Origin of the sequence: Mesorhizobium sp. M4A.F.Ca.ET.090.04.2.1 (genome assembly GCF_003999085.1) — a bacterium.
Taxonomy (GTDB): domain Bacteria; phylum Pseudomonadota; class Alphaproteobacteria; order Rhizobiales; family Rhizobiaceae; genus Mesorhizobium.
Window position 1 is genome coordinate 1 of record NZ_RZOT01000159.1, and the last position, 11124, is coordinate 11124.

At 65.6% G+C, this 11124-nt stretch carries 12 protein-coding genes and 1 pseudogene; 6 read left to right on the forward strand and 7 right to left on the reverse strand.

The annotated features are described in order from the left end of the window. Positions 1-21: 21 nt before the first annotated feature. The 3 genes from EN781_RS13510 to rpmB form a co-directional block, all read right to left on the reverse strand. Complete coding sequence (locus EN781_RS13510) at positions 22-693, reverse strand: hypothetical protein (RefSeq protein WP_126058063.1); 672 nt, start codon at positions 691-693, stop codon at positions 22-24. A 59-nt stretch (positions 694-752) separates the two neighbouring features. Next, entirely contained in the window at positions 753-1433 is a 681-nt protein-coding gene (locus EN781_RS13515; protein ID WP_126058064.1) for a queuosine precursor transporter, read from the reverse strand. Between the two features lie 140 nt (positions 1434-1573). Continuing rightward, positions 1574-1870, reverse strand: coding sequence for a 50S ribosomal protein L28 (rpmB, locus tag EN781_RS13520; RefSeq protein ID WP_095804527.1), 297 nt, complete (start codon positions 1868-1870; stop codon positions 1574-1576). 265 nt (positions 1871-2135) lie between these two features. Between rpmB and EN781_RS13525 the strand changes: the two genes are divergently transcribed. From EN781_RS13525 to EN781_RS13535, 3 genes are read left to right on the forward strand one after another with little or no spacing between them, the layout of a single operon-like run. Next, positions 2136-2927 (forward strand): DUF3108 domain-containing protein, encoded by a 792-nt coding sequence (locus EN781_RS13525; protein WP_126059345.1) that lies wholly within the window; start codon positions 2136-2138, stop codon positions 2925-2927. 28 nt (positions 2928-2955) lie between these two features. Next, entirely contained in the window at positions 2956-3843 is an 888-nt protein-coding gene (locus tag EN781_RS13530) for an EamA family transporter (RefSeq protein WP_126058065.1), read from the forward strand. Then, a complete protein-coding gene (locus EN781_RS13535; RefSeq protein WP_126058066.1) occupies positions 3840-4511 on the forward strand; it encodes a lysoplasmalogenase family protein in 672 nt (223 codons plus the stop codon). Before EN781_RS13530 ends, EN781_RS13535 begins: the two co-directional genes overlap by 4 nt. On the opposite strand, the gene EN781_RS13540 is transcribed toward EN781_RS13535, so the two are convergent. Both EN781_RS13540 and gloB read right to left on the reverse strand, forming a co-directional pair. Continuing rightward, positions 4508-4936, reverse strand: a complete 429-nt coding sequence (locus EN781_RS13540; protein WP_126058067.1) for a cupin domain-containing protein — start codon at positions 4934-4936, stop codon at positions 4508-4510. The two genes, EN781_RS13535 and EN781_RS13540, sit on opposite strands and share 4 nt — an antisense overlap. Before the next feature lie 22 nt (positions 4937-4958). Then, on the reverse strand, positions 4959-5726 hold the full coding sequence (gloB, locus tag EN781_RS13545) for a hydroxyacylglutathione hydrolase (protein WP_126058068.1): 768 nt from the start codon (positions 5724-5726) through the stop codon (positions 4959-4961). A 199-nt stretch (positions 5727-5925) separates the two neighbouring features. Between gloB and EN781_RS13550 the strand changes: the two genes are divergently transcribed. The 3 genes from EN781_RS13550 to EN781_RS13560 all read left to right on the forward strand — a co-directional run bounded on the left by EN781_RS13550 (position 5926) and on the right by EN781_RS13560 (position 9608). Beyond that, positions 5926-6702 carry a methyltransferase domain-containing protein gene (locus EN781_RS13550; protein ID WP_126058069.1) on the forward strand — a complete coding sequence of 259 codons (777 nt, stop codon included), beginning with the start codon at positions 5926-5928 and terminating at the stop codon, positions 6700-6702. 115 nt (positions 6703-6817) lie between these two features. Further along, a complete protein-coding gene (locus EN781_RS13555; RefSeq protein WP_126058070.1) occupies positions 6818-8641 on the forward strand; it encodes an ABC transporter ATP-binding protein/permease in 1824 nt (607 codons plus the stop codon). 166 nt (positions 8642-8807) lie between these two features. Next, positions 8808-9608: a DUF1194 domain-containing protein gene (locus EN781_RS13560; RefSeq protein WP_127400054.1), complete on the forward strand. Its 801-nt coding sequence runs from the start codon at positions 8808-8810 to the stop codon at positions 9606-9608. 128 nt (positions 9609-9736) lie between these two features. Here EN781_RS13560 and EN781_RS13565 read toward each other — a convergent pair whose 3' ends face one another. Then, positions 9737-10672 carry a glycosyltransferase family 2 protein gene (locus EN781_RS13565; RefSeq protein WP_126058072.1) on the reverse strand — a complete coding sequence of 312 codons (936 nt, stop codon included), beginning with the start codon at positions 10670-10672 and terminating at the stop codon, positions 9737-9739. 177 nt (positions 10673-10849) lie between these two features. Continuing rightward, a pseudogene (locus EN781_RS13570) lies at positions 10850-11124 on the reverse strand (glycosyl transferase family 2); the annotation flags it as partial.

Below are 11124 nucleotides of genomic sequence, written 5' to 3' on the forward strand. Positions count from 1 at the left end.
CACCAGGATTGAGGGGCCGGCCTAGGGCTTGGCCGCAATCCAGATGACGTGGCGGGCGCCGCGCTTGCCATGGGCACGCGCCTTGACCTCCTCGACGGTGAAGCCCGCCTGTTTCAGGCGCCGCGTGAAGCCGCTGTCCGGCCCTTGCGACCACACCGCCAGCACGCCGCCCGACTTCAACGCCGCACGTGCATGGCCGAGGCCGGCCGCGCGGTAGAGGGCGTCATTGTCCTTGTAGACGATGCCTTCAGGGCCATTGTCGACATCGAGCAGGATGGCGTCCCAGGCCGACATCCCGGCGCCGATGACGCGCCCGACATCGCTTTCCAGGATGGTGACGCGGGGGTCGTCGAGACAGCCGTCGAAAATCCCGGCCATCGGGCCGCGCGCCCAGGCGACGACGGCCGGCACCAGTTCGGCGACGGTGATGCTTGCGTCCGGGCCAAGCTCGGCAAGGGCGGCGCGCAGCGTGAAGCCCATACCAAGGCCGCCGATCAGGATTTTCGGCTGCTTGTGACCGGCGATCCTTTCGCAGGCGAGTTTTGCAAGCGCCTGCTCGGAGCCGCTGAGGCGGCTGTTCATCAGCTCATTGCTGCCGAGCATGATAGAGAACTCGGAGCCGCGCTGCTTCAAACGAAGTTCTTGTTCGCCATCAGGCGTCTTTGCCGAGTCGAGTTGGACCCAGGGTATCATGCTCTACCTTTGAGCATGATCTTGTCCGAAGACCGGTTCCCACTTTTCGGGATCATGCATTAGGTGGCCAGCGCCGGCTGGCTCCAGCGGGCGGCGAGCAACCGGTAGGGGATCAGCGCCACTACGGCGATGATCAGCTTCACCGAGAGGTCGCCGAGCGCCCAGGACACCCAGCGCATGGTCTCGGCCGGCAGCACACCCAGCAGCGGCGCCGCCTCCAGTGCGAAGGCATCGTTCGGGCCGGCGAAGGCGAAAGCGGCGGAGAAGGCGACGCCGAAGAAGATGATGGTGTCGAACACGGAGCCGACCAGCGTGCCGACGATCGGCGCGCGCCACCAGCTCTGCCGGCGCAGCCGGTTGAATACGGTGACGTCGAGCAGCTGCGCGGTGAGGAAGGCGGCGCCCGAGGCAGCGGCGATGCGCACCAGCCGGTCGGCGGCGGTCTCGAACTCGATCAGGCCGTGTCGGAACAGGAAGGGCGGGACGAGGATCGAGCAGATCACGGCCGTCATGAAGCCGACGAAGACGATCCTGCGCGCCACCGTCGGGCCATAGCGGCGGTTGGCGAGGTCGGTGACCAGGAAAGAGAAGGGGTAGGTGAAGGCGCCCCAGGTCAAGATGTCAGCCAGTGACAGGCCGCTGATCTCACCCTGCATCGGGAACTGCACAAGGATGTTGGAGGCCACGACGACGAGCGCCATGGCGGCCACGAAGGGCAGGTAACGCGAGAAGGAATTCATTTTTTTATCCTGGGTAATGGAACCAGCGGGAGCGCCGCCCTGGCGTGGACGACGCTATCGTCTTGCTTCGAATATGAAATCGGACCGGAAATCGCTTCGTGCTCCCGGTCCGGCTAGCGGCGGTGATCCGCCGAAAGGCGTCAGGCTGCCGGCTGCTCGGCGAGCTTCTTGGCGATCTGCTTCTTCAACAGACGGGCGCGCTGCGACAGCTCCTTGGCGTCGGCCTTGGCCAGGAAGGCGTCAAGGCCGCCGCGGTGCTCGACCGAACGCAGCGCGTTGGCCGAAATGCGCAGGCGCACATTCTGGTTCAACACTTCGGAGATCAGCGTCACATTGACCAGGTTCGGCAGGAAGCGGCGCTTGGTCTTGTTGTTGGCGTGGCTCACATTGTTGCCGGTCTGGACTGCCTTGGCAGTGAGCTCGCAGGTGCGGGACATGATACTAACCTTCAGTTCTCGGTCGGCCAAACCATTCGACCCGCGCCAGGCGGCGCGCGGTCTCGGTCAGGCGGCCTTATGGAAAAAGTTGGCGTTCCATAGTGGCATTTCACCGGCGCGTCAAGCTCCGGCCAGCCGGCATCGTCAGGCCATATTCCATATAAAGGCCGGATTTCTCCCTATAAGCCAGCGACATAGGGACATGCCAGCCTGGAATTGCCCGTTTCCCGGCTGAAAATCGAGGACTGCCATGCTTCGCCCCCCTGTGCTTCGTTTGCCATATGCGTTCGCTGGATTGCTCGCCGTGGCCCTGCCGACGGCAAGTTTCGCCGCCGCGGCGCCACAATCCTTCAAGGGTGAATACACGGTGTCGTTCCTCGGCCTTTCGGTGGCCAGGGCGACGTTCTCGAGCCGCTATGACGGCGATAATTACGCGATCAACGGCACCGTCTCAGCGGCAGGCCTCGCCAAGCTGTTCGACGACACAAAGGGCACGGTTTCGTCCAAAGGCACGATTTCAGGCAAGCAGATGCGGCCTGCGGCGTTCCGGGCCGACTACACGTCGGGCAAGAAGGCCTCGGTGGTCGACATCCGCTTCGCCAATGGCGCGGTAACCTCGACCGAGGTCATACCGGCGCCGAAGAAGCGCGATCCCAAGAGCTGGGTGCCGCTTGGCGCGGGCGACCTGAAGTCGGTTCTCGATCCGATGGCGGCGACCGTCATCCACGCCGACAGCCTCGATCAGGTCTGCGGGCGCACGGTCAAGTTCTACGACGGCGAGATGCGCGCCAACCTGACGCTGACCTATGCCTCGAAAGGGTCGATCTCGGTGCGGGGCTACAAGGGCGACACGGTGACCTGCCGGATGGGGTTCGAGCCGGTGGCGGGGTACCGCAAGGGCCGCAAGGCGCTGAATTTCCTCAAGGACCGGAGCCGCATGATGGTGACGTTTGCACCGCTCGGCCAAACCGGCGTATATGCGCCGATCCGCGCAACGGTCGGGACCCAGATCGGCCCGCTGACCATCAGCGCCGGACGGTTCGAAGCCATAAACTAGGCGCGTTTGCGCGCCGCCGGAGACAGGCATGGGGCGCGCAACACTGATCGGCTTCTCGGCGGTCGCCATGTGGTCGCTGCTGGCGCTGTTGACCGACGCGTCCGGCCAGGTGCCGCCATTCCTGCTGTCGGCCATCACCTTCGCCATCGGCACGTGCGTCGGGCTCGCCGCGCGGCTGGTGATGCCGGCCGCTGACCGGAGCAAAAAGATCCCGCCGCAAGTCTGGGTGATCGGCATTGCCGGCCTATTCGGCTACCATTTCTTCTACTTCACCGCGCTGCGCAACGCGCCGGCGGTGGAGGCGAGCCTGATCGCCTATCTGTGGCCACTGCTGATCGTGCTGGGCTCGGCGCTGATGCCGGGCGAGCGGCTAGCCTGGAACCACGTCGTCGGCGCGCTGCTCGGCCTCGCGGGAACGGTACTCATCGTCACCAAGGGCGGCGGGCTCGCCTTCGACGCGCGCTATGCCTTCGGCTATGCGATGGCCGGCGTCTGCGCCCTCCTGTGGTCGTCCTATTCGCTGTTGTCGCGGCGTTTCCCGTCGGTGCCGACCTCGATCGTCACCTGGTTTTGCGCCGCGACGTCGGCGCTTTCGCTGGCCTGCCACTTCCTGCTCGAGCAGACGGTGCTTCCCGTCGGCATCGGCCAGTGGCTGGCCGTGTTCGGCCTTGGCCTGATGCCGGTGGGGGCCGCCTTCTACGCCTGGGACATCGGCGTCAAGCGCGGCAACATCCAGGTGCTGGGCGCGGCGAGCTACGCCGCGCCGTTGCTGTCGACGCTGGTGCTGATCATTGCCGGCGTCGCCGAGCCGTCGCTGCGCATCCTCGCCGCCTGCGTGCTCATCACCGGCGGCGCGGCACTTGCCGCGAAGTCGCTGTTGCTGCGCAAAGCGGCCACGGGTGAGGCAAACGCATGATGCCGTTTCCCGGCGGCATCGACGCCAACGCCAATGCGACGCTGGTGTTCTCGCTGGTGGCGGCGGTGATCTACGCTTTCACGCTCAACATGCCGCCGAGCCTCGCCCGCTCGGCGGCAAAGACGCTTGCCGTCGCCGTGCTGGCGGTGCTCGCCCTCATGCAGGGCGGCCCATTTCTGTTGGCTGCCGCGCTCGCGCTCAGCGCCGTCGGCGATGCCTTCCTGTCACGCGATGGCGAGAGGGCCTTCCTTGGCGGGCTGGCCAGTTTTCTTACGGCGCATATCCTCTACGTTCCGCTGTTCCTGCAAAGCGGCGGCGGGCTGGATGTGCTTGGCTCCGAATCCTGGCGCGGCGCGATCGCGCTCGCCATGGCGGCATTCGCGATCGTCATGCTGGCGGCACTCTGGCGCCGTGTCGGCCCCGCCTTGCGCCTGCCGATCGCCGTCTATGTCGCGGCGATCCTCGCCATGGGGATTTCGGCGCTCACCACCAGCAATACGCTGGTGATCGGCGGCGCCATCCTGTTCATGGCGTCGGATGGGTTGCTCGCCGCCGAAAAATTCCTGCTCGCCGCCATCTCCCCGCACCGCGCCTGGATGCGTTACGCGGTCTGGGCGCTCTACTACGCCGCGCAGGCGGCGATCAGCTTGGGTTTTCTACTCGGCTAAGGCTGTTTCGGCTGCCAGCCCGGCTCGGCCATCTCGAAGGCGGCGAAGTCGAAGCCCGGCGCCACGGTGCAGCCGACCAGCGACCATTCGCCGAGGCTGCGCGCCGACTGCCACCAGCCGGCCGGCACCACGATCTGCGGCCGCTCGCCGGCGGCAAGGGCGATGCCCAGCACCTGCTCGATCACGCCGCCGCCTTCCTCATGCATCGACAGCGCCAGCGGCGCGCCGGCATGGAAGTGCCAGACCTCGGCCGCGTCCCTCACCCGGTGCCAGGCCGACAGTTGGCCCTCTTCCAGAAGGAAGTAGATGGCGGTCGAATGGCCGCGCGCGCCTCCGGCACCATCGCGAAAGGTCTCGGCATACCAGCCACCCTCCGGGTGCGGCTGCAAGCCGAGCGTGGCGATGATTTCGGCGGCACTGGTCATCGGCCGGAAGCTAGCACGAGGCTCAGAAATTGTCCTTGCGCTTGCGGATCTCGGCGAACACCTCGGCGTCGGCGGCCGTCTCCATGCCGAGATGCTTGCGGATCGCCGGGTCGTGCCAGCGCAGGAACGGATTGGTCGACAATTCCTCGCCGATCGTCGTCGGCAGCGTCGGCTTGTCGTCGGCGCGCAGTGCCTCGATCCGGGCGGCGCGTTCCTTCAGGGCCGAATTGGTCGGGTCGACGGTCAGCGCGAAGCGGGCGTTGGACAGCGTGTATTCATGGCCGCAATAGACGACCGTGTCGGCCGGCAGCGCCGCCAGCTTCTTCAGCGAAGCGTACATCACCGGCGGCTTGCACTCGAACAGCCGGCCGCAGCCCAGCGCAAACAGCGTGTCGGCGGTGAAGGCGACTTTCGAGGCCGGCAGATGGTAGGAGACATGGCCGGCGGTGTGGCCTGGCGTGGCGATGACGTCGATCCGTTCCTCGCCGAGGTGGACGACGGAGCCTTCGCCGACCGTCTCGTCGATGCCGGGGATTTTCTCCTTTTCCGCTTCCGGCCCGATGATGCGCAGCTTGAAGCGTTCCTTCAGCGCCAGATTGGCCTCGACATGGTCGACATGGTGGTGAGTGGTCAGGATCAGCGTCGGCGTCCAGCCGGTGCGCTGGATGGCGGCCAGAATCGGCGCCTCCTCGGGTGCGTCGATGATGGCGGTCTGGCCGCTCGTGGGGTCACGCACCAGCACGCCGAAATTGTCGCTGCGGCACATGAACTGTTCGATTTCGACCGGCATCGCGTCTCTCCACCAAAGCGCCGTGCGTCCAATTCGACGCACAAAGGACGCTCTAAGCTGTTTATCTGCTGCATCGCGCTTTCCGAAATCGAAACCGATTTCGGGCCGATGCAGTTGTCGCCGCAGACATAGGGCGCTTGGGCGCCGATGTCATCCGCCTTTGTTGAACTTGCAATGCTTCGAAGCTACCGTCCCGGCCATGCATTCCGATATCGTCGACCTCCGTTCCTTCTATTCGACCACGCTGGGGCGCCTGGCCGAGCGCTCGATCACCATGGCGCTGTCGTCGATCTGGGCGGCCGTGCCAAACGAGCGGCTGGTCGGGCTCGGCTACACCTTGCCGTGGCTGGAGCGGTTCGGCGCCGACGCCGAGCGCGTCTTTGCCTTCATGCCGGCGACGCAGGGGGCCGTGGTCTGGCCGACGACGGGGCCGACGGCGACCGCGCTGGTCTTCGACGAGGAATTGCCGCTGGTCGATTCCTGCATCGACCGCGTGCTGCTGGTGCACTCGCTCGAACATGTCGAAAACCCGCGCGAGACGCTGAACGAGATCTGGCGGGTGCTATCGCCTGCCGGTCGCGTCGTCATCGTCGTGCCCAACCGGCGCGGCGTCTGGGCGCGTTTCGAGCACACGCCGTTCGGCAATGGCCGGCCGTTCTCGCGCGGCCAGCTCACGGAATTGCTGCGCGAGGCGAACTTCACGCCGGCGGCGTGGTCGGACGCGCTGTTCTTCCCGCCGTCGCCGCGGCGTTTCATGATGCGGTTCCACAATGTGCTGGAGCGCGCCGGCCGGCGCTTCTGGCCGATCTTTTCCGGCGTCATCGTGGTCGAGGCGCAAAAGCGGCTCTACCAGGGCGTGCCGGTCGTGCAGCGCGCCTCGCGCCGTGTCTTCGTGCCTGTGCTGACGCCGCAAGGCGCCACCAGGCTCGGGCGGCTGGCCGCGAACAAGGTGCAAGCCCGGGTGACGCGTTCGTGATCGCGGCAGCGCCTTGCCTCATCCTATCTGTCGGGGGCGGGTTCGCGGCCTGAAGGACATGCCGGTCGCGCTCGCGCCGGTTTCAGTACCTTTTCCGAAAGCAGGGACATCTGACATGGCTGATCAAGCGGATGACAAGGCCGGTCCGGCGCCCGCCGCCGTGTCTGTCGAAGCCAGCAGCCTCGGCGACCAGTTGGCGACGATCCGGCAGGCGCTGAAATCCTCGCCGGTGCGCAGGCAGTTCGTCTGGGCCTGTCTCGGCATCGTCGCCGTCATCGTCGCGACTGCGATCGGCCAAGTGCTGCTCAACCGTTGGAACCAGCCCTTCTACGATGCGCTGGCGCGGCGTGACCTGCCGGGTTTCCTGCACCAACTCATGGTCTTCGCTGCCATCGCCGGCGGGCTTCTGGTGCTCAATGTCGGCCAGACCTGGCTCAATCAGACCATCCGCCTGAAGCTGCGCGAGGCGCTGACGCTCGACCTGATCGAGGAGTGGATGCGGCCGGCGCGCGCCTTCCGGCTGGCGCATGCCGGCGCCATCGGCGTCAATCCGGACCAGCGCATGCAGCAGGACGCCGGCCATCTCTCCGACCTGTCGACCGATCTCGGCGTCGGCCTCCTGCAGGCCTTCATCCTGCTGGCGTCCTTCATCGGTGTGCTGTGGACACTGTCGTCGGGCTTCGTCTTCCACATCGGCGGTTATTCGCTGGCGATCCCTGGCTACATGGTGTGGGCGGCGATCCTCTATGCCGGCATCGCCTCATGGCTGAGCTGGCTGGTCGGACGGCCGCTGATCCGCTTCAACAGCGACCGCTACACGCGCGAGGCCGAACTCAGGTCCTCAATGGTCCGCGTCAACGAGAACATCGATGCCATCGCGCTTGCGCATGGCGAGGCCGACGCCAGGCGGCAACTCGAGCTCGACCTCGGCACGGTGCTCGGCGCCATGCGGCGCATCTACAGCGCCCAGATCAATCTCTCCTGGGTCACCGACACCTATGGCTGGATCACCGTGGTGGCGCCGATCCTGGTTGCCGCGCCGGTCTATTTCGCCGGCGACATCAGCTTCGGCGGCCTGATGATGGCGGTCGGCGCCTTCAACCAGGTCCATTCCTCGCTGCGCTGGTTCATCAACAACATAGGCGGCATCGCCGATTGGCGAGCGACGCTGATGCGCGTCGCCGATTTCCGCATCGCGCTCGGCGAAACCGATGTCTTCCACGACACCGAAAAGCGCATCATTTTTGCCGAAAACCCCGGCGGGACGCTGACCTTCGAGAAGCTTGAGGTCGCCTCGCCTGACGGCTGCACGAAGCTTGCCGAGCCGCATGTCGAGATTCGCCCCGGCGAGCGCGTCATGATCACCGGCGACCCGCGCGCCGGCAAGACGCTGTTCTTCCGCGCCATTGCCGGGCTGTGGCCGTGGGGCAGCGGCCGCATCGGCATGCCGACCGGAGCGGCGCCGATCTTCGTTCCGCGCACCCCCTATTTCCCGCTCGGCACGCTGCGTGAGGTGCTGAACCACACCGACGACATCACGGTCGAGGATGCCGAGATCGCGGCGGTGCTGACGGAAGTCGGCCTCGAACGGCTTGCCTCCTCGCTCGACCGTTCGGCGCGCTGGGAGCACGAACTGGCCGATGACGAGCAGCGCCTGCTTGCCGTCGCCAGGCTCGCGCTCAGGCGGCCAAAATGGGTGATCATCGACGAGGCGATGGACACGTTCGACGGCGCGACGCTGCGACGCGTGCTGGCGATGCTGGAGAAGCGCCTGCCGGATGCCGCCATCCTCAACATCGGCCGCGGCCAGCACAACAACCAGTTCTTTCCGCGCTCGCTGACGATCGTGAAGGATACAGCCGGGTCGGCGCTGAAGCCCGCGCGGGTCAGGGCCGGCGCGATCGAGCCGCCGCCGCACGCTGCGCGCAAGAAGAAGTGAGCGATAGAGCGGCGGTCTATCTCTTTGTTTTCGCGCAATTCCGGACGGAAGGCTACGGCGAAGTCGCCGAGCCTGACCGTTTCACGCTTTTGCTGGAATTGCTCCAGCTTTATTTCGCCGTGATCGGCGCGGAAGATGATGCGCGTCAAACCGGACGCACGCGACCATGTTCGACGTGCTCAGCCTGCTTGCCTGTCTCGGCTGCGCTCAGGCAACGCCCTTGCCGATGCCAGCCGCGCCAGCCGCTGTGGATGTCGAACTGGTGCTTGCGGTCGACATCTCGACGTCGATGGACGAGCGCGAGTTCGCGCTGCAGCGCGCCGGCTATGTCGAGGCGCTCAGGCATCCGGACTTCATCAAGGCGGTGCGAGCTGGCACCAACGGCCGCATCGCGATCGCCTATTTCGAGTGGGCGGGCACCATCCGCGACGACGCGGTGCTTGCCTGGCAGATCATTGATGGCAGCGACAGCGCCGATGCCTTCGCTGACGGGATCGCGGCGCGGCCCTTCCGCAGCTTCCGTGGCACTTCAATCTCCGGCGCGCTCGCCTTCGGCACCGGGCTCTTCGGGCAAAGCGCCTTCAAGACGCAGCGGCGCGTCATCGACATTTCCGGCGACGGCCCCAACAACACCGGTCCGCCAGTCACCACGGAGCGCGACGCGGCTTTGGCCAAGGGCATCATCGTCAACGGCCTGCCGATCCTGATCAGCCCATCGCCAACCTTCAGCCATCTCGACCGCTACTATGCCGAATGCGTCACCGGCGGGCCGGGCTCCTTCGTGCTGCCGATCTACGCGGCTTCCGAGTTCTCGACCGCCATCCGGCGCAAGCTGATCCTCGAGGTGAGCGGCATCGCCGACACGGCGGCGGGCCGGATCGATGCCGAGCCACCCATCGACTGCCTGCGGGGCGAGCGCGACCGCCGTTTCTATTCCGATCCCTATTTCCCGGAACTCGATCGCTAGAGCGGTTCAGCGTTTCAAGGAATCGCGGAACCGCTCTAACTTTTTGTTTCTACGCGATTCAGGACGGAAAACCGTTACACACTTTTCCTGGAATTGCTCTAAGCCGACAGGTTCGGGGCACGACAAGATCAGGCGGGCCGCGCGCCGTATTTCTCGCGGAACTCGTCATAGAGGTCACGCCGGCGGCGGCGACCGTCGACATAGCCGCGCAACAGCTGCGGCAGCGAGTAGCCGAGCGACTTGGACGAGCGGTTGGCCAGATAACCGGCGAATGCCTGCGAAATCCTGCCCTTCATCGTATCGGCGATGATCTGGCGCGCGATCATATAGGGCGGGATCTCGGGATAGCGGTCAGCGATGTAAGGGTGCTTGTCGATGAGGTTCGCATAGGCCTCGACATAGCCGTCACGGCGGCCGGAAATCGAATTCTCCGAATTGTATTTCTTCCAGTCGATTTCCTCGGTGAGCAGCGCGCCGCCGCGGCGGGCGAAGCGCAGCAGCAATTCGCGATCCTGCATGCGCGCGATGTCGCTGTCGTAGCCGCCGATCGCCAGCAGCGATTCATGCCGGGCGGTTATCGCGGAACCGGCGATGAATATGGTCTGGGAGACCAGGGCCCGTTCCAACGTGTTGCGGGTCAGGAAAGCCTCGCGGTTGACGCATCTGGTGGCCCGGTTGCCCTTCACGGACACGAAAGAGCTGATGAGGACTTCCAGCGACGGATTCTCATCGAAGCGCGCCAGCGTGCGTTCCAGCCGGTCCGGCAGATAGACGTCGTCCGAATCGAGAAATGTGACAATGGGCGCCCGCGCGCGTTCGATACCGGCATTGCGGGCGGCGTTGGCGCCACGCCATTTCGCGCCGACATAGATCAGCCGGGGATCGCGGATTTCGGCAAGCGCCGCCGCCGTGCCGTCGGTGGAGCCGTCATCGACGACAATGTGCTCGAAACGGACAAGGCTCTGGGCCAGCACGCTTTCCACGGCGCGCACGACCTGGCTGCGCCGGTTGTGGGTTGGCGTGATCACTGTGATGAGGGGCGCCGGCTCGGGAGCTTTCGGCATGCAACTAGGCCCCGGATTCTGGGATATTCGGATGGATCTGAGGCCGCCTTCCATGCCCGCCCAGGATTGCGTTCGGTGGAACGCTACAAAAAAGAGGCCTCCGTGTCATCTCGACCGCCCGGCGCTCAGGGCCTGCAACCGGCAAATTCCGCGACACCGCGCCTCAACTGCAACACTTTAGCTGTGGCCGATATAGTCCGGCACGAGCTCGACCCTGTCGCCGACGATGCCCGCGGCAAAGCTGAGCTGTCCCCAGAAGACCAAGGTATAGAACGCCAGGCCGACGATGACGGCGAACGGGATTTGCCAAAGCGGCATGCCTGCGGGGTGCGCATGGCCCACGATGCGCCGCGCCGTGCGCCACGACATGGTGAACCAGCGGCTGAACGACTTGACGATCCGCTGGCCCCGGCTGGGCGACCGGAGCGCGACGAATTTCCTGTCGGCATCCC

Excerpts from the sequence above, each read along its gene's own strand:
- EN781_RS13510 (WP_126058063.1), bottom strand. The coding sequence starts at position 693 with ATGATACCCTGGGTCCAACTCGACTCGGCAAAGACGCCTGATGGCGAA.
- EN781_RS13515 (WP_126058064.1), bottom strand. The coding sequence starts at position 1,433 with ATGAATTCCTTCTCGCGTTACCTGCCCTTCGTGGCCGCCATGGCGCTC.
- rpmB (WP_095804527.1), bottom strand. The coding sequence starts at position 1,870 with ATGTCCCGCACCTGCGAGCTCACTGCCAAGGCAGTCCAGACCGGCAAC.
- EN781_RS13530 (WP_126058065.1), top strand. The coding sequence starts at position 2,956 with ATGGGGCGCGCAACACTGATCGGCTTCTCGGCGGTCGCCATGTGGTCG.
- EN781_RS13535 (WP_126058066.1), top strand. The coding sequence starts at position 3,840 with ATGATGCCGTTTCCCGGCGGCATCGACGCCAACGCCAATGCGACGCTG.
- EN781_RS13540 (WP_126058067.1), bottom strand. The coding sequence starts at position 4,936 with ATGACCAGTGCCGCCGAAATCATCGCCACGCTCGGCTTGCAGCCGCAC.
- gloB (WP_126058068.1), bottom strand. The coding sequence starts at position 5,726 with ATGCCGGTCGAAATCGAACAGTTCATGTGCCGCAGCGACAATTTCGGC.
- EN781_RS13550 (WP_126058069.1), top strand. The coding sequence starts at position 5,926 with ATGCATTCCGATATCGTCGACCTCCGTTCCTTCTATTCGACCACGCTG.
- EN781_RS13555 (WP_126058070.1), top strand. The coding sequence starts at position 6,818 with ATGGCTGATCAAGCGGATGACAAGGCCGGTCCGGCGCCCGCCGCCGTG.
- EN781_RS13560 (WP_127400054.1), top strand. The coding sequence starts at position 8,808 with ATGTTCGACGTGCTCAGCCTGCTTGCCTGTCTCGGCTGCGCTCAGGCA.
- EN781_RS13565 (WP_126058072.1), bottom strand. The coding sequence starts at position 10,672 with ATGCCGAAAGCTCCCGAGCCGGCGCCCCTCATCACAGTGATCACGCCA.